Here is an 18,498-nt window from a genome sequence, read left to right on the forward strand (position 1 = left end):
TATTCTCAAAAATCCACTTTATCTGCCAGCAGTTTCATTCCATTCGCGCCGTCACCATTGGCGCCGGAAAGCAGCACGGCAGCCTTCACGGGAATACCCGACATTGCGGCTGAAATAAATGTGGCGTCAACGGAAGGTCTCGAATAAAAATCCTTTTCGGACAAATCATAATAAAAACGCTTATCTGCCCCAATCAGCAAATGGTAGTCCGGAAACGCGACATACGCACTTTTGGCGAGGATCGGGTCGAGATGGTTTGGCTCGCTCATCCAAATTTTAGTTTTGTTTCGGAACAAATCCGGAAGTACGGCAGTACTCGTTTTTCCCCGATGCAGCACGAAGATCAATGCAAACGATACCGGGTTAACCAGCAACTTTAATATCTCCTCAAAAAGGGTGAGGCTTCCGGAAGAACCGCCGATCAATACCAGGCTTAGCGGATCTTCGGATCTGTTCATTTGATTTTTTGGTAAATGTTCAACGCACTGTCGATCACTTTAAAATTATCTTCAATGCCCGAGTAACGCAGCGTCTCGCGCTTTCCGAGGCAAAGAAAGCCCAGCATGCTCAAACTGTCATACAAAAGCCTGAATACCTTTTGCCTCAGTTCCAATGTAAAATAGATCATCACATTCCGGCAACTGATGAACTGGAATTCGTTGAACACGCCGTCGCCAGTGAGGTCATGCAGTGAAAAAACGATATTTTTTCGCAGCTCCGGGGAGATAATGGCTTTGTTATACGCGACATGGTAATAATCGGACAGAGAACGCTTTCCTGCCGCCAGCATGTAGTTTTCCGAAAAACTCCGTGTGTTGCTTAATGTAAAAACACCTTCCCGTGCTGCATTTAAAACCTTGTTGTTCAAATCGGTGGCGTAAATCAAAGAACGGTCGAGAAATCCGGTCTCTTTCAGCAGGATAGCCATGGAAAACGCTTCTTCGCCCGATGCACATCCTGCTACCCAAAAACGCAATGCGGGATACGATTCGAGATAGGTAAAAACTTCCGACCGGATCTTCGTAAAAAAATCAGGGTCGCGAAACATCTCGGAATAGTTGACCGTCAGTTCCTGGATGAGATCATACACCATGCCGCCGCCGGGTTCGATGTGCGATAAAAGTCCGTTGAGATCCATCGCGTGCCTGGACAAATAGCGGCTGGCCCTGCGCAAAAGAGAAGGCCGTGCATATCCCGAAAAGTCAAACCCCGATATTTCCCTGATCCTGCCGATCAAAATTTCCAGCTCTGCGTATTCAATCACTACCATAGATCAGGCTGCGTGTAGCCACACTTTAATGAGGGATAAGAGCTTATCGATATCCACCGGTTTAGAAATGTAGTCGTTCGCCCCGGCCGCCAGGCATTGTTCGCGGTCGCCCTGCATGGCTTTCGCCGTAACCGCAATAATGGGCAGGTTGGCCCAGCGGCTTTGTTCGCGAATCCGCCGCGTCGCCTCGATCCCATCCATTTCCGGCATCATCACATCCATCAGCACCAGCTCGATACCTGGCCCTTCTTCCAGTTTTTGAATGGCTTCTCTCCCATTTGTCGCGATTTCAATTTTGAAACCGGCTTCCTCCAAAACCGCGCTCAATGCGAAAATATTACGCATATCATCGTCTGCGAGCAGGATGGTACGGCCTATAAAGACATTCTGCGAATGAACGACCGGATTACTGAATGCATCTTTTTTGGCTTTCGAAATTTCTGTTTTAGGTTGAATTTTTTTCAGGAACAGCTTAACCTCATCCAAGAGCCGTTCGTTCGATTTTTTTGTTTTGATCACTACCGGATGTGCATATTTCATGACCCTGCTAAGATCGGCTTGGCTAAGATCCTCGGCGGTATTAACGACCACCGGCAGCGCATTCCATTCAGGATTTTCCTTGATCCGGTCGAGCAGATCCAGTCCATTCATATCTGCCAGCCTCACATCCAGGATAATGCCGTCGACGGAATCTTTACGGAGGATCGTCAGCGCTTCTTCGGCGGAAAAAGCGTACAAAACGAAAATATTATTGGAGGCCAGGAAATCGCCGACGTATTTGCTTTGATAGGTATCGTCCTCGATCAACAGAATGCGCTGTTTTTCAAGATCTTTTCCTTCCAGTTTCAACAGATTGAACATATGCTCGGCAGACGCCCGGTCAACCGGTTTTTGCATAAATCCGATGGCGCCTTCTCCGAGCAGATCTTCGTCGAAAAAGTCACCTGATGAAACCGTGTGAACCGGTATCAGCCGGGTTTTGCTATCCGATTGCAATTCCTCTATAATTTCACGCCCATGCATATCCGGCAGACGCATATCGAGAATAATGGCGGTCGGACTAAATGTTTTGATGAGCCGCAGCGCCGTCGCGCCATCACTTGCAATTTCTACCAAAAAACCCGCGTCCCGCGCTTTTGCAGACATATCGGCGGCAAATACTTCATCGTCTTCAATGAGAAGAAGACGGTTTTCTTTGAGTACGGGTACCGTCTTCTCGGGTTTTATTTCGTCCGCAAATTCCGTGATTTGCAAACCGGCGGGCGTTTCGCTTTGTACCGGTATTTTTAGTGTAAAAACAGATCCTGCTCCCAGCTTGCTTTTTAATGAAACGGAACCTTTAAACAAATTTGCGAGCTCCCTGCTAATGGAAAGTCCCAGCCCGGTTCCGCCATATTTTCTGCTTGTGGAACCGTCGGCTTGCTGAAATGCTTCAAATATGGCTTTTTGTTTATCCTCGGGAATGCCGATACCTGTATCGGCTACTTCGAAATGCAGATAGCCCAGTTCCTCGCTGATCCGAAGCGATACGGTGCCCGGCGCAGAAGTGAATTTGATCGCATTGGACATGAGGTTTCTGACAATCTGCAGAAGTCTGACGTGATCAACGTAAAGCGTGTCCGGGCAGGAATCGTTCTTTTTAATCGAAAGAGTAAGACCCTTATTTTCCGCGATTTTCTGGAATGTATTTCTTACTTCTGTCAAAATCAGCTCGGTAGGAACATTTTCATGAATGAGCTCCACTTTCCCGGATTCCACTTTGGCTAAATCGAGAATGTCGTTGATCAAAGTCAGAAGATCGTTTCCGGAATTGAAGATCACGGAGGCATAACGTTGTTCTTCCTCGTTCAGGCGCTCGCCTTTATTTTCACCAAGGATGCGCGACAGGATCAGAATACTGTTCAGAGGTGTGCGCAGTTCGTGGCTCATATTCGCCAGGAACTCGCTTTTGAACCGTCCGCTTTTTTCCAATGCGTCCGCTTTCAGCTGGATCTGGTCCCGGGCTTCTTCGATCGTACTTTTCTGCTCTTCAAGCAGGAAAGCTTTTTCTTCCAGCTCGGTATTGATTTGCTTCAATTCCTCCTGCTGAACCCTCAGTTCTTCCTCCGAAACCTGCAGTAATGAACTTTGCCGCGTCAATTCTTCATTTGTAACCCGTAGTTCTTCCTGCTGACTTTCCAGTTCTTCAGCTTGCATTTGGGTTTTTTCGAGCAGTTCATTCGCTATTTCACGGGCCTGTGAAGCTATAATTCCCACCGCAATATTGTCGGAAACGAGTTCCAGAAGTTTAATCACGCGTGAAGAAGGCTCTTTCAAATATCCGGCTTCCATTAATGCAATGACTTTCCCGCCGAATGAGATCGTTTTCACCAGAACAACTCCGGTAGTAGCATTTCCGGTTGCTGTTTCTATTGCGAAATAATCAGGACTTACATCGAGCCTTTTGAGGCTGATTTTATTCTGAACCATTTGTCCGAGCGCTCCTTCACCAATGATGATCGTTCGCGGATAAGGTTTGGTAATGCTCATTCCGTAGCTGGCGGAAGCTTCCAGTACGTGTTCCGTCCGTGATACCAGGTACATGACTGCAAGTTCTGCCTCTGTAACCTCCACTAGCTTAGAAATCAACCGGTTAGATAATTCTTCAAGTGTAGGCTCGCCCCGGACCGATTCCGAGATCTGGATTGCCGAATTCAGGATCCAGTTCTTCTCCTGGTCTTCTATTGCGAGATTTTCCAGCTGCTTGTTTGCTTTCAAGGTTGCCTGTTCCGAGGCGATTTGCGCATTATAAGTTCTTCTGATGAAATAATAAAGCAACAAGATCACCATCAGAAAGGCCGACGATCCCATTAAAATGTATTGTTTAGCTTTCGACGAACTGACCGTGGCGTTCTGCTCACGCTCGGCTAAAAGTCCTTCCTCCACATTTTCAATCCGCCGGAAACTGAATTCGATCTGCGATGAAAGATTTTTCCCCGCCAGAACGATCGACTTAATGGTATCCGGCTTGTAACTGCTTTCTTTCAGAAGTTCATACTGCCGGTTCATGAGTTCCAGCCGGGATTGCAGAAGAAGTGATAATGAGTCGATTCGCGCGGCTTGCACGCTGTTATCTTTCACCAGGCGTCGGAGCACATCCACCTCAGAACTGATCCTGGCCGAAGCCTGCAGATAGCTACTTTCAAATGCCGCATTTCCTGTGATCGCGTACCCGCGGACATTTGATTCAGCTGTGAGCAACTGGTTTTTGACCGAACTTGAAACCCGCATTACTTCCCGGGTATGGTTGACCCAGCCGGTATTTTCCAGCTGCACCCTGATCGCATTGTAAGAAGTGAGACCTACTACGAGAACTAAGAAAATGGAGAAAGCAATTCCAAGGAAGACTTGTTGTTGGAACGAAACGCGCATAAAATATCAAAAGCGAATAGAAGTATATCGACAATACGCTGTCATGAATTCCTCGAAATTAAGCATTTAACGCGTTCTTATCCTACGACTAGTGGCTTTTGCCTTTTTTTATGCTTAAAATTATTTCTATAATTCTAATGCGACTCCATCTTCTGATCTCATTACAGAAAAATGCGTAATTGCCTATACATCAATCCATTCCGCAGCTTCGTCTTCCATTGAAATGATCACCCCCCGTGACCGCTTTCCAGGCTGCTGAAACGTGTTAATTATTTTTTTCAAATGCCTGCGGGGCTCATCCGCATTTGCGCCGCCGGTGAATGTCATAAAAATGAGCGCTTCCGGCGTTTGAACGACACGGTCTATATGTAGCAGTTTACCTCCTGGAATAAGTAATTCTTTATTAACCTGAACGCGATTTTCATCGTTGTAAAGTGTCTTTAAAGAAGGTTCCTGCAAAAGAGAAGTCGCCCACGTTTCCATTTCATGCGTTTCCCTTCTGGTAAAAATCCCTTCACCCACCAGCTTTTCCAATGCGGCCGGCAGATCTGAAACCGACTTCAACCTTGTGAGCAGGTACTTCATTTTTTGCAACCTGTCGTGACGCGGCTCAAAGGTTTGAACATCAAAAATCCGGTCGGCCATCCGCCGTAGCCGCAGCGATTCGGTGCGGTCGTTGCTAAGAATGTTTTTTAGTACAAAAGGCTGCGCATCCGTTTTCAAATGCGCATGCCCGGGCAGGCTCGCGTTGTCTGAAATCACATATTTGGAGATCATATCGTCCCACGTCGGTTTAACATGCTCCTGATTGAGATAATCGCGAAGCCAATGATTGATCTGCGCGCCCGATTCCCATCTTCGTTCGCGTTTTGCCAATATATACAGCCGCTGGACCGGCCGCGTAAAGGCCACATACAGCAGATTGAGGTTTTCAACCAATGTCCTCGTCCGCTCGTTCTGATATTGATCGGCCACTGCCGTATTTTCAAGCTCTTTAATGACCGAAACCATGGAGCTTTTTAGCTTTTTTGGTGCATAATCAGGCTGGCCTGGCAATGCAAGTTCCTCATGATCAACCTGTTCCAGATCAACCCAAAGTCTGTCAAGTTTAGCGTTTGGAGTTACTTTCCAATGTGCATACGGAACGATCACGACCGGATATTCCAGGCCTTTCGATTTATGTATCGTCGTAATGCGGATCGCATCCGTTTCCTCGGGAATGGTAATGGAAAGCTTGTGACGGACATTTTCCCAGTACGTCAAAAAGTCGCCGAGGTGATTGGTTTTCCGGTTGCCAAATTCTAATACGACGTCCAGAAAACGGAAGAGATATTCATTTTCAAAATGGTTCTCAAACAACCCAAAACGTTGCATTAACTGTTCACTCAATTCAAAAACAGACAATTGCCGCATACGGAACGAGCTCAGGCTGATATTCCATTTCTTGAAATAGCCAAGAAAAGAGTCAAGACCCCGTTCCTCGCACAGAATCCGGATCTGTTCATATTCCGCCGGAGCGGGATTTTGCCGTCGGATGATGTGATGAAAAAGGTAAGCTGCTTCATACCGGGCCAAACGGTGGTCGGAGCTATGCAACACCTTCATGAACGAAATGATGAAATGGATTGCCCGCGAGTAGCTCAATGCAAGCGCATCATCCGAAATCAGCGGAAAACCTGCTTCTTTCATTCGGTTGGCGAGAGCAGTGGCTTCCTTTTTTTTTCGACATAAAATCGCAATGTCACGCCAGTTGTAACCCTGAGATTTCAGCTCACTGACAAGCTCAGTAGCTCTTCTTACAATACCGTCAGCCGCATTTTCCTCAATCGACGTTTCGTCCGAATCATCATTCAATTCCAAAAATTCAACTTCCACATGCCCGCCTTCCTTCACTTCGTCGGGAATCTCCTGCTGGAAATTCTGATCATATACTTCCCGGATCAATGGAAATTCTTCTCCGACTGTCTCAGCAATGAATGCGAAAAACTGGTTATTAAAATCCGTAATCTCCCGAAAGCTCCGCCGGTTTGTTTTGAGATGATTCACATTCAGGAACTGGTCCAGGCTGAGTAACCGCTCGGCGTGAAAGTCATTGTCGCCCAGCACCGTCGCCAATTGCATTACCTGGCTCTGCGCCAGTTGCAAAATGAGATCCATATCCCCGCCGCGAAACCGGTAAATGGATTGTTTCGCATCCCCGACGATCAGGTTGAAAAAACCGCCCGCCAGTGCATTCTCGATCAGTGGAAGCAAATTGGCAAACTGCAGCTTGGAAGTATCCTGAAATTCGTCTACCAGAATGTGGTTATATCGCTCGCCGAGACGTTCAAAAATAAACGGTACCGGCTCCCTGGTCACTATTTCAATGATTTTACGATTAAAATCAGAGATATGCACCTGATTGTTTTGCTTTAAAAGCGCATCAAATTCCTTGCGGATCTCGCCGAGTAACGATAAGCTGTAAATGTGTCTGTCGAGCTGCCTGTAAAGTGTTACTTTGGCCGTTTCCGATGACCGTATATTTTCGATCTGGTGAAAATAGTTTTCGAGGTCTGTCCGCACCCGTTCTATTTCATCTTTGATCAACCCTGGACTTTTTGCACCGTACCAAACTCCTTCTCCGATAGTTTTATAAACATAAGAGTTCGGCTCGCCCCATATTTTCTTCTCTTCGGCGCGATCACGGAAATACCCGTAAATGCCCCTCCCACTCTGAAAAAAATCTTTTTCGGCCAGAAAGGTAGATTGGATGAGTTCAAATGCATTCGCTGCCAGTTTGCGGATCAATGCTTCTTTCTCTTTTACAAAACCCCGCATTTGGTTCCGGATCGTGATCCAGTCCTCCATTTTGAGGTTTTCGACCCGTTTCATCTGCAGGTAACTCTGCTCGCTCAGCAACGTCCCCGAAACTTCCCGGATCTGCATAGGTAACGTGCCCCAGCTTTTACCTTCCTCCGCACTTTCACGGTAATATTTTTCAACGATATCCGTCAACACATCTTCACCTTCCTGCCCGATCCGCGCCAGCAGACGGTCCACCGCCTCGTCGAGCAGATCGCCATCGAGCTGGGTTTCGAAAATGAATGGAATGCCAAGTTCATCTGTAAAACTGCTGATCAGTCTTTGCGTGAATTTATCGATCGTCATCACCGAAAAATCGGAGTACCGGTGCAGGATTTGTTTGAAAACCACCTCAGACCGCGCTGAAATGCGGCTGACTCCGGCTGCGAAAAGCTCCTGATCTTCCAGTGCATCCGGATACAATTCAGTCACAATATCCCTGAGCATGGGCGGAATATGCGTCTCCGGCAGCGGGCTGAATGTGCGCAGCATCAGCAGAATGCGGTCTTTCATCTCATTGGCCGCCGCATTGGTAAAGGTTACAGCCAGAATATTCCGGAAGTAAGTTTCTGAGTCAGAACTTAAAGCAAGTTTGAGATACTCTTTTGTGAGCGTGTAAGTCTTACCCGACCCTGCCGATGAACTGTATACTTTAAACACTTTGAGCTAAAAAATGAAGATTAGTGACGTAAAAGCCTGATCAATTTACACAAAAAAAGCAGGTTTGCACCTGCTTTTGAAATCCATAATGTAATCCTCTGACCTACAAATTGAACCGGATACCCGCAGAAATATTCGGGCTCAGATAAAAAGGTCTTGGCAAAAGTTCGACATACGTACCTGCTTCCAGGAAAACCGAAATGCGGTTGTCGGGAATGTAATATTCAAACCCCGCTAAAGCCGAACCGCCGAGTGAAATGTCTTTTTCGTAGTTGCCCAGCAATCTTTTTGGATATGATCTGCGGCTGTTTACCTGTCCGCCGAGTCCGTAGTAAACATGAACAGCTTCCGAATTAAAGAGCGGTGTGTGCCACAGATAATGTACCTGAAGTGAAACCCCGGCATTTTTGTAAATCCCCTCATCCCCTCTGTATTTCCGATCGTTGGACAAGATGCCGCCATAGGTTCCAATAGTTACGTCGAGCGCATGAATGTTGTTGAAGTACTTGCGGATGTTAATCCCGGTAGGCTCACCAAGTTTAAAACCTACGGCCCAATTGTCATATTGAGCTTGTGCAATTCCAAAACAAAGGGTGCAAATAAATGTTAAGGCTAATTTCTTCATAAGTAATTGAATAGGGGAAATGTCTGTGAGTGCTGAATGCTATTCTACACAATAACGCTTTTCTGCTGGTATTTCTTTAAAGAATCGATCAAAACTTCATTTTCTTCTCCTGTACCCACGGTTATTCTCAGACACCCGTCACATAAATGGACCCGCGAACGGTCCCGAACAATGATCGTCTCGTGAATAAGATAGTCCATTACCGCTTTTGCGTCTTCAAATTGCACCAGAAGAAAATTGGAGTCTGAGGGATAAATTTTTATAACTAATGGCAAGTTTTCCAGCTTGTTACGCAATAAAAAGCGTTGATCCAGAATGTCGATGACCATCTCTTTTTTACGATCCTCATGCCGGATACCTTCCAGCAGCGCCTGCTGGGCGGGTAAACTGATGTTATACGGAGGTTTGATTTTATTCAAAATGCGGATTAGCCCGGCTGATGCAAAACACATCCCGATTCGTAATCCGGCCAGCCCCCAGGCCTTCGAAAAAGTCTGCAAAACGACCAGATTTGGATATTGGCCCAGATGCTGGATCCATGAAGGTTCGTCGGTAAAGTCAATATAAGCCTCATCCACGACCACCAACCCATTGAAGTTTTCAAGGATTTTCCGGATAGACTCTTGGTGCATCACATTCCCTGTCGGGTTATTCGGCGAACAGATCCAGATGATTTTTGTAACCGGCGTGACTGCATTCAAAACAGCTTCCGTATCAATCTGAAAATCAGTAGTCAATGACACTTTATCGATTTTCACATCGTGAATGGAGGCACTCACTTCATACATTCCGTACGTCGGCGGCATAATGATCACATGATCTTGTCCCGGCGTACAGGTAGCCCGCACGAGCAAATCGATCGGCTCATCACTTCCATTACCCAGAAAAATGTGCTCGGGATTGATGTTTTTGATCGGAGCGATTTTCTGCTTGATCTCCGCCTGATAAGGATCCGGATACCGGTTGTAATTTTCTTCTGTAACTGAGCCATAGGGATTTTCATTGGCATCCAGAAATACTCCCACGTGTCCGGTATACTCGTCACGTGCAGATGAATACGGTGCCAGGGAGATAATGTGTGGCCGGAGAATTTTATTTAAATCAAAAGTATTCATGCTCATTCCACGGCATTGCCGCATTATTTTTTATTTAGAAAGGACAAAAAGCCGTTTATCAAATACAAATGGCTCAACACCGACAACTTTGATTGAACCTGCATTTAAATGCAGCGGATTGACCAGATAGTTATGTTCAGATTTAACGACGACCGAGGGAACCCTGCATAACAGCGAGTGCCCCTCCTGGAGCCAGTTGTCTCCCGCTTCCTTCGTCCAGTTCTGCTCTTCCTGCCAGTCGCTTATCATATAAGGTGTTTGCATCGTAGCCATAGAATCAGGAACGTACAATACGACAACGACGTAATCGGGTGGCGGTGTGGTTTTGTTCCAGTGTACCAACACTTCCAGCATAGCCAGCGAGCGGTGGGACGAAGTATATAGCATGTAATTTCTGGGGGAATTCCAGCGTCCGCCGTGATGAAAAGCTCCGATTCCAGTTAGATCGTTCTGATACTCGGATCGTGTGACTCTGAAAAGCTCCATTAAGCAAATATTCCGTGCTCGATACGCCCCAGTTCCGTTTTGATCAGATCAATGCCGGCATGTGTTTTAAGAAAGTTGATGGGCTTTTCCTGGCCGAGCGCCGGTATGTTGTTATTGAGCCACCCGTGAAGATAATCTTTGCCCAAAACCCGGGCTCCCACGGAAAATAGATCAGCTAATGCGATCAGATGATCCGAAACGACATTACTTAGAAGATCAATGTCGTTGTAGCGTTGCAGGTTCCTTGAAGTGACGGGCAAAAGTGCGATAATGTCTTTTACATCCATCGCAACGGAATCGGCTAAATGCTGGATTGATGCTTTTGGAATGCCGTTTTCGGCAAGATAAGCTAGGTCGAAATCGCTCTTAACCGAATGTTTGAGAATACCGTAGCCTCCCAAACGCTCATTTACCATTCGTGCTGTCATAATCTCTTTTGGTTACCTTGGAAATATGTCCTCTAATTTATGACAAATTTCCCGGTTTTTGAAATTTTTTCACAAAAGACTTTTCAACCGAATCGTAACTGCTTTCTTGTGTGCCTCCAATGATTCCGCTTCCGCCATTGCTTCTACGATCGGTCCGATATTTTGAATGCCTTGCTTAGTAATGTTTTGTACTGTTATTTTCTTGACAAAACTATCGACTGAAACGCCGCTATACGCTCTCGCATAGCCATTTGTAGGCAAGGTATGATTGGTTCCGGATGCGTAATCTCCGCAGGATTCGGGCGTGTAATTTCCTAAAAATATGGATCCTGCATTACTGATCTTCTCCGAAACAGCTTCTGCATCTTCAACACTTAAAATTAAATGCTCCGCCGCATACTGGTTCAAGAGTTCAATGGCGTCTTCCTGTGACTCAACCAAAATGGCTTTACTATTCTGAATCGATTGTGCTGCCAGGTCACGTCTTGGCAGGTTGTCTAATTGTGAAGCCAAGGCCAAATTAACAGAAGAAAGTAGTTTTTTACTCGTCGAAACAAGGAGTACCTGACTATCCGGCCCGTGCTCGGCTTGTGACAAAAGATCAGCAGCAACAAATGCAGGAATTGCGGTATCGTCCGCGTAAATAGCGACTTCCGACGGTCCGGCAGGCATATCAATAGCAATTCCTTCCTTGCTGATCAGCATTTTGGCAGTCGTTACATATTGATTTCCGGGACCGAATATCTTGTAAACTTTGGGAACACTTTCTGTTCCGTAAGCCATCGCCGCAATAGCCTGGGCACCGCCAATGCGGAATGCTTTGGTAACACCCACTAATTTTGCAGCATATAAAATAGCCGGATGATCCGAAGGTGTGCAAAGTACAACTTCTTTACAACCAGCAATTTGCGCCGGAATTCCCAGCATTAAAACCGTACTGAACAAAGGAGCCGAACCGCCGGGAATGTAAATCCCTACCTTTTCGATCCCCACGCTTTTTCGCCAGCAAGTTACGCCGGGCATCGTCTCGATCTTCTCGACCGGCTGAACCTGCTTTTCGTGAAATTTATAAATATTACGATAAGCCTGACCGATCGCATTCTTTAATTCAGCATCAAGCTTACCTTCCGCATTTGAAATCGCATCTTCTGAAAAAGCAAGGTCCGTAAGTTCTGTTTTATCAAAACGTCTCGCCAAATCCCTTATTCCCGCATCACCCTGCACTTTTACCTGATTCAGGATCGGCAACACTTTTCCTTCGATATCCTGCGCTTCCAGAACCGGGCGCGCCAGTAATGCCGCCCATTGACCTCTTTCCGGAAATGGAATAATATTCATACTACAAGATCATTTTTTCGATCGGGATCACCAGGATACCTTCTGCCCCAGCCTGCCGGATCTTTTCAATATTTTCCCAAAATTCATTCTCATTGATTACAGAATGCAGCGAACACCAGCCTTCGGTAGTTAATGGTAAAATCGTTGGAGAACGCATTCCCGGCAGAAATTTGGAGATGTTCTCAACCGCATCCGTCGGGCAGTTGAGTAAGATGTACTTATTGTTTTTGGCAACCTGAACGGATTTTATCCTGAAAAGCAGCTGGTCCAGCAGATCCTTTTGAACGTCCGAAAGATGCTTGCTAGCGATCATTACCGCCTCCGAACGAAAGATCGTTTCAACTTCTTTCAATCCATTACTAAGTAATGTACTTCCTGAGCTCACAATGTCGCAAACGGCATCCGCCAAACCGATACTCGGCGCGATTTCGACGGAGCCGCTGATTTCATGGATCTGCGCAGTTACGTTATTTGCTTCGAGATATTTGCCAAGTAAACGTGGGTAAGTGGTAGCAATGCTTTTACCTTCCAGATCCTGGACGCCGGCATAATCGTGTTCTCTCAAAACCCCGATTGAAAGACGGCATTTAGAAAAACCAAGTCTATGAACCGTATCCACATCCCTGGCCGATTCTTCCGACACATTCTCTCCCACAATTCCCAAATGGGCCACGCCATCTTCCACATAACCCGGAATATCGTCGTCCCTCAAAAAAAGGATTTCAGCAGGAAAATTAGTCGCGTCCGTTTTCAGTTTCCCGGCACCGTTATCGAAACGAATTCCGCATTCTTTAATCAGTTTTAAAGAATCCTCACTTAACCTACCCGATTTTTGTATTGCTATTCTTAGAATATTATCCTTCATTTTAGTCACCGGCCTTGGTTGAAACGGCCATTAAGTATCATTAAAAGTTGGGTTAGCTATTTTCTCCGGACAAAGTTGCCATAATATCTTCGGCGCTCAATTTCTGCTGCTCGCCGGACTTCATATTCTTTAAAGTAAGCAACCCGGACTGTATTTCATCTGAACCGATCAGGATCACAAAAGGTATATTTTTTCGGTCGGCATAGTCCAGTTGTTTCTTCAATTTCACCTGATCGGGGTAAATTTCCGAGTTAATGCCGGCTTTCCGGAGTTTTGGCAAGATGGATAATCCATAGTTAAATGCTTCCTGATCGAAGTTGGAAATCATTACTTTCGTACTCGTCTTCTGACTTTCCGGAAAAAGGTTTAATTCTTCCATTACATCATAAATCCGGTCGACGCCCAGCGAAATACCCACGCCTGAAATCCCCGGGACTCCAAAAGTGCCGGTCAGGTTATCATAACGTCCGCCACCGGAAATACTTCCAATCTGCACATTATTAGCCTTAACCTCAAAAATAGCCCCGGTATAATAAGATAATCCGCGCGCAAGTGTCACGTCAAATTCGATTTTAGCATTTTCCAGGCCAAGTACTTTTACCATCGCCCAAACCTCTTCCAGTTCCTGAATGCCTTTTAATGCAATTTCCGAATCTGCCAGCCATTTTCTCAATTCCGCAAATGGATCAGCATCATTGGAAAGACTAAAAATCGGTTTCAAAAGATCGATACTTTCAGCCGAAAAACCTCTTTCCAGCAATTCTTCAACTACTTTTTCTTCCCCAATTTTATCCAGCTTGTCAATCGCCACACACAATGGACCTTCCATTCCGTGCGCGCCGATCATATCTGCGATTCCGGTCAGGATTTTTCTGTTATTGATCTTAACCGTAAAATCGGTGATACCCAGAGCCGGCAGAATATCATGCAAAAGCATGACGATCTCAGCTTCGCAAAGCAGTGAATCTGTGCCGACAACATCTGCATCGCATTGGTAGAACTCCCGGTACCGCCCTTTTTGCGGACGGTCCGCACGCCATACGGGCTGGATTTGGTAACGCTTGAAAGGCATTGCGAGCGTGCCGCGGTTCATCACCACATATCTCGCGAAAGGTACCGTCAGATCGTAGCGAAGACCTTTTTCAGATATTTTGGTTGTCAGCGGTTTATACCCTGCATTCCAGTCAGCATCCGACAACTTTCCGCTAAAATCGCCTGAATTAAGTAATTTGAAAAGCAGCTGATCTCCCTCGTCACCATACTTTCCCATTAAAACGGAAAGATTTTCGAACGCCGGAGTTTCCAATGGCAGAAAGCCATATCGCTGAAAAGAACTTCTGATTGTATCGAAAATGAAAGTACGCTTGGCCATCTGTTCGGGACCGAAGTCTCTGGTTCCGCGCGCAAGAGATGGTTTACTCATTGTATGGGTCTGTCAATTTGCTGTAAATTTCGATCGTCTGATTAAATGCGGTGTTTTGCGACGGCAGAAACGATCAAATGTCCGAAAAAAAAATGGCCTATCGGGCCAATTGGAGCGCAAAGTTAGGTTGACTTAGGCAATATTTGTGACTATTCTCTGCATTATTTATAAGGAAATGCTTAATTTTGCGCCTCGTTCACAAAACAATATTTACAATGGGAGTTACGGAATTAAAACGTAAAGGTCGTAGAAACAAGGCAGTAGCTAATAATCGTACTGCGAAAATCAAAGATCTTTTACGCAAACCAGAAGTTCGCAACGTCGATGTTGAGGCAATAAAAGCTCAGTTTGAAGCTAACAAGAAATAATCAAGCCTCTCGGAAATGTTATTCAATGAGTCCTGTCAATCTGTTTTGGTAGGGCTTTTTGCTTTTTTACTGGATTTGGATTTGTTGGAAGACTTGGTGTTGACTTTTCTGAGAAGCTGACGCATACTTCTGCGGGCCTCGCGACGAACGTCAAGAAGAATCCGGAACCGGAGTGCTTCCCCGAACATGATCAATCCTCCATTAATCAGGACGAGACTGTACAAACCCAACACGACCCAAACCTGCGTAGGCTCTCCAATGCGACGCTGGTGGGCAGCTTCGCTGAGAACGGTAAGGCCAAAACTGAACAGCAACAATCCGCATGGAGCAAGAATCATCCATTTGGTACGCGTTGACATTCTTTTAATCAGCCTTTTACCAGGTGGTTTTGGATCTATCGAAGGAATCATTCAGTAATTTTTTCCAGGTAATTATCCTAAAATTATCAATTTTTAGTCAATAGATTAATGAAATCCATCATAAGTTTAGTCTTACGATACATTCCCCGGCCCTACCTGCAACTTGTCGGACACTGGGTAGCCCGTTTTCTCAGCATATTTTATTTAGGTAACAAGGTCGAATGTCCCGTTTGCGACAGCCGTTACCGCAAATTCCTGCCTTATGGAAGGAATACTTCAAGCCGCGAGAATGCATTATGCCCTCATTGTCTCTCGCTCGAAAGACATCGTTTGATGGGGCTTTATTTAAAACGGAAAACAAATTTCTTTAAGGAAAATCTTAAAGTCTTGCATGTAGCCCCGGAATATTGCTTCATCGATCGTTTTGAGCAAATGAAAAACCTGGACTACATTACTGCAGACATTGAATCGCCGCTCGCAAAGGTGAAAATGGACATTCACCAGATCCCGTTTGAGGATAATACATTTGACGTTGCATTCTGTAATCACGTAATGGAGCACGTTGATGATTACATACTGGCAATGAGCGAGTTATATCGTGTTTTAAAGCCAGGCGGCTGGGCATTGATTCAAAGCCCGCAAGATTTGAAATACGAAACCACCTACGAAGACGCCACGATCACCGACCCGAAAGAACGTGAAAAGCATTTTCTGCAAAACGACCATTTAAGGCTTTTTGGGAGAAATTATGGTCAGGAGTTACAAAAAGGAGGCTTTAATGTAAAAGAAGACCGCTTCGTAATGGACGAACTTACTCCGGCAGAAGTGAAGAAATATGCATTACCAGGCCAGGAAATCGTTTATTTCTGCTGGAAGTAACGTCCCGCTAGACTTACCAAGTCTTACCGCACGCTACCAACCATCGCAGACTTGGGAAGTCTCGGCGACCCCGTCTTAAGACTTACCAAGTCTCCGGTTCACGAAGGATATTCAATCGCCGCGCCAGTCTCCCGGTGCGATTTCTTCTCCCAGATCCGTTTCCAGCCTTCCTCCAAAAAACCAAAACCATAGCCAAAAAGCTGGACAAATGCAGCCGAGATGCTCAAAAGAGCAACTTCAAAGCTTTTAGTCTGCTTGAATGCATCGAAAAATAGCAACAGCGAATAAGCCGCCACGCCAATTAATCCGAGATAAAAAAAAGGCTTAAAAATTAAAAACCAGAGCGGGATACTGCAGACTGCCAGCGTAAAAAGAAGCGGAAAGGTGTGAACCAGTTTAAGTTCGTCCGGATAATAACGTGCAATGTTAATACGCGCGCGACCAAAAAATTTGAGCTGCCTGAAAAACGGGACGAATTTCGTTCTCCTTTTGTGATAAATAAATGCCTCCGGGATCAATGCAGAACGGAAACCAAGTCGTAAAGCTGCGATACTAAACAGGATATCCTCCCCCATCCGGCTCGTTAAAAAACCTCCGGTCCGCTCCCAAACCTTTCGCGAAAGTCCCATATTGAAGCTTCTGGGATGGAATGTACCACCCATATTGTTCTTTTTCCCACGAATGCCGCCAGTCGTAAAAACCGACGTCATCGAGTAGCTGATCGCTTTTTGAATGGGCGTGAAAGAAGGATGATCGGTATCCGGCCCGCCATACAGATCGACAAAATCAGCGTTCAGCTTTTCATCGACAATCTGAAGATAATCCGGTTCGATCAATGCATCCGAATCGAATAGTATGAAATAATCGCCTGCTGCACGCTCGAAACCATAGTTTCTGGCAAACCCCTGACCGCCATTTTCTTTGAAGAAATACCGGATACTTAATTGATCATTAAATCTGTCAACCACTTGATCAGCTTTAACCTTTGATCCGTCCTCGACAATGATTACCTCAAAATTTTTATACGTCTGTAAAACCACACATTCGAGCAATTCCTGCAACTCGTCGGGACGATTGTAAACCGGAATGATAATGGAGTAGAGGCGCATGTTTGAAATCTGATAACCGTTAAATACTCAGGATTTCTTTGAGCGATTCTTGATTGGCCGCAATAATGGTGTCGATATGCGAATCGGTTAATGCGGTGGAAAGGAACATGCTTTCAAACTGCGACGGTCCCATATAAATGCCGCGGTTCAGCATCGCGTGGAAATATTTACCAAAAAGTACCAGATCAGATGATTTCGCAGTAGAAAAGTCTGTAACCGGCTGACTGGTGAAAAAGAGTGTATACATCGAGCCAATGTGATTCAAGGTATAATCCAGACCCAGTTTCTGCTGCGAGTTTTTGAAGCCGTTTACCAACCTGTTACCTGAAACTTCCAGTTGTGAATAGACTTCCGGATGCTCATTCAGATAGTTGAGCATAGTTAACCCTGCTGCCATCGCAATCGGATTCCCGGATAATGTACCAGCCTGATAGACAGGCCCGGCAGGTGAAACCCAATTCATAATCTCAGCTTTACCGCCGTACGCTCCCACGGGCATTCCTCCCCCTATTATTTTACCTAACGTTGTTAGATCTGGTGTAATGCCGAACCGCTCCTGCGCCCCGCCTTTCGAAAGACGAAATCCGGTCATGACCTCATCCAGGATCAAAACGATGCCTTCTTCATCACAAATCCGCCGCAAACCTTCCAAAAACCCTTCCGCAGGTAACACACACCCCATATTCCCGACAACGGGTTCAAGAATGAGTGCCGCAATCTGATTTTTATTAGCATCTACCAGGCCTTGAACAGCCGAGAGATCATTGAATGGCGCCGTTAAGGTATCGTTTGCAACTCCCCTGGTAACGCCCGGACTGTCAGGCGTTCCGAAAGTGGCCGCGCCGCTACCCGCGGCGATCAAAAAACTATCTCCGTGACCATGGTAACATCCTTCAAACTTGATGATTTTGTCCCGGCCTGTAAAACCTCTCGCAACGCGGATCGCAGACATAGTAGCCTCGGTACCTGAATTTACCATTCGTACTTTCTCAATAGATGGTACCATGGAAACGATCAGCTCCGCGATCTCGACCTCACGTCGGGTAGGCGCCCCAAACGAAAAAGAGTGCTGAATGGCGTCAGAAACGGCCTTTTGTATCAAATCGTTTGCATGACCGAGGATCATCGGCCCCCAGCTATTGATCAGCTCAATGTACTCGTTTCCATCCTCGTCATACACGTAGGGACCTTTTGCCGATTTAATAAAAATAGGCGAGCCGCCAACCGCGCGGAATGCCCGGACCGGTGAATTGACGCCACCTGGAATGTATTGTTGCGCTTTTTCGAAAAGAGACTGACTTGTTGAGATATTCATAGTATT

16 protein-coding genes are annotated in these 18,498 nt (G+C 45.9%); 2 read left to right on the plus strand and 14 right to left on the minus strand.

The features are described 5' to 3' along the window. Nucleotides 1-5 precede the first annotated feature (5 nt). The 11 genes from LZG72_RS12730 to hisS form a co-directional block, all read right to left on the minus strand. Nucleotides 6-458, minus strand: a complete 453-nt coding sequence (locus LZG72_RS12730; RefSeq protein WP_233872499.1) for a chemotaxis protein CheB — start codon at nucleotides 456-458, stop codon at nucleotides 6-8. Further along, nucleotides 455-1,270 carry a protein-glutamate O-methyltransferase CheR gene (locus LZG72_RS12735; protein ID WP_233872502.1) on the minus strand — a complete coding sequence of 272 codons (816 nt, stop codon included), beginning with the start codon at nucleotides 1,268-1,270 and terminating at the stop codon, nucleotides 455-457. The genes LZG72_RS12730 and LZG72_RS12735 overlap by 4 nt, the downstream gene beginning before the upstream one ends. Nucleotides 1,271-1,273: 3 nt before the next feature. Then, the gene (locus tag LZG72_RS12740) at nucleotides 1,274-4,681 is read right to left on the minus strand and encodes a response regulator (RefSeq protein WP_233872505.1); all 3,408 of its coding nucleotides are present in this window, start codon (nucleotides 4,679-4,681) and stop codon (nucleotides 1,274-1,276) included. Nucleotides 4,682-4,864: 183 nt separating this feature from the next. After that, nucleotides 4,865-8,182, minus strand: coding sequence for an exodeoxyribonuclease V subunit beta (locus LZG72_RS29350; protein ID WP_233872507.1), 3,318 nt, complete (start codon nucleotides 8,180-8,182; stop codon nucleotides 4,865-4,867). A gap of 103 nt (nucleotides 8,183-8,285) precedes the next feature. Beyond that, on the minus strand, nucleotides 8,286-8,807 hold the full coding sequence (locus tag LZG72_RS12750) for a hypothetical protein (protein WP_233872510.1): 522 nt from the start codon (nucleotides 8,805-8,807) through the stop codon (nucleotides 8,286-8,288). Between the two features lie 44 nt (nucleotides 8,808-8,851). Then, nucleotides 8,852-9,946, minus strand: coding sequence for a histidinol-phosphate transaminase (gene hisC / locus LZG72_RS12755; RefSeq protein WP_233872512.1), 1,095 nt, complete (start codon nucleotides 9,944-9,946; stop codon nucleotides 8,852-8,854). 6 nt (nucleotides 9,947-9,952) lie between these two features. Next, nucleotides 9,953-10,408, minus strand: coding sequence for an RES family NAD+ phosphorylase (locus LZG72_RS12760; protein WP_233872515.1), 456 nt, complete (start codon nucleotides 10,406-10,408; stop codon nucleotides 9,953-9,955). After that, the gene (locus LZG72_RS12765) at nucleotides 10,408-10,836 is read right to left on the minus strand and encodes an antitoxin Xre/MbcA/ParS toxin-binding domain-containing protein (protein WP_233872518.1); all 429 of its coding nucleotides are present in this window, start codon (nucleotides 10,834-10,836) and stop codon (nucleotides 10,408-10,410) included. The genes LZG72_RS12760 and LZG72_RS12765 overlap by 1 nt, the downstream gene beginning before the upstream one ends. Before the next feature lie 69 nt (nucleotides 10,837-10,905). After that, nucleotides 10,906-12,174, minus strand: a complete 1,269-nt coding sequence (gene hisD, locus LZG72_RS12770; protein WP_233872521.1) for a histidinol dehydrogenase — start codon at nucleotides 12,172-12,174, stop codon at nucleotides 10,906-10,908. Nucleotide 12,175: 1 nt separating this feature from the next. Continuing rightward, nucleotides 12,176-13,039 (minus strand): ATP phosphoribosyltransferase, encoded by an 864-nt coding sequence (gene hisG, locus LZG72_RS12775; RefSeq protein WP_233872524.1) that lies wholly within the window; start codon nucleotides 13,037-13,039, stop codon nucleotides 12,176-12,178. A 52-nt stretch (nucleotides 13,040-13,091) separates the two neighbouring features. Further along, nucleotides 13,092-14,462, minus strand: a complete 1,371-nt coding sequence (gene hisS / locus LZG72_RS12780; protein WP_233872527.1) for a histidine--tRNA ligase — start codon at nucleotides 14,460-14,462, stop codon at nucleotides 13,092-13,094. 215 nt (nucleotides 14,463-14,677) lie between these two features. Between hisS and LZG72_RS12785 the strand changes: the two genes are divergently transcribed. Continuing rightward, nucleotides 14,678-14,830: a hypothetical protein gene (locus tag LZG72_RS12785; protein ID WP_166444435.1), complete on the plus strand. Its 153-nt coding sequence runs from the start codon at nucleotides 14,678-14,680 to the stop codon at nucleotides 14,828-14,830. Between the two features lie 35 nt (nucleotides 14,831-14,865). On the opposite strand, the gene LZG72_RS12790 is transcribed toward LZG72_RS12785, so the two are convergent. After that, nucleotides 14,866-15,240, minus strand: coding sequence for a hypothetical protein (locus LZG72_RS12790; protein ID WP_233872530.1), 375 nt, complete (start codon nucleotides 15,238-15,240; stop codon nucleotides 14,866-14,868). 57 nt (nucleotides 15,241-15,297) lie between these two features. Between LZG72_RS12790 and LZG72_RS12795 the strand changes: the two genes are divergently transcribed. Then, nucleotides 15,298-16,068, plus strand: a complete 771-nt coding sequence (locus tag LZG72_RS12795) for a class I SAM-dependent methyltransferase (protein ID WP_233872533.1) — start codon at nucleotides 15,298-15,300, stop codon at nucleotides 16,066-16,068. 98 nt (nucleotides 16,069-16,166) lie between these two features. Here the strand turns inward: LZG72_RS12795 and LZG72_RS12800 are convergent, their stop codons facing one another. Continuing rightward, nucleotides 16,167-17,177: a glycosyltransferase family 2 protein gene (locus tag LZG72_RS12800; protein ID WP_233872536.1), complete on the minus strand. Its 1,011-nt coding sequence runs from the start codon at nucleotides 17,175-17,177 to the stop codon at nucleotides 16,167-16,169. A 19-nt stretch (nucleotides 17,178-17,196) separates the two neighbouring features. Beyond that, nucleotides 17,197-18,492, minus strand: coding sequence for a glutamate-1-semialdehyde 2,1-aminomutase (gene hemL, locus LZG72_RS12805; protein WP_233872539.1), 1,296 nt, complete (start codon nucleotides 18,490-18,492; stop codon nucleotides 17,197-17,199). Nucleotides 18,493-18,498: the final 6 nt, after the last annotated feature.

This window comes from Dyadobacter sp. CY323, from assembly GCF_021390245.1.
GTDB lineage: Bacteria > Bacteroidota > Bacteroidia > Cytophagales > Spirosomataceae > Dyadobacter.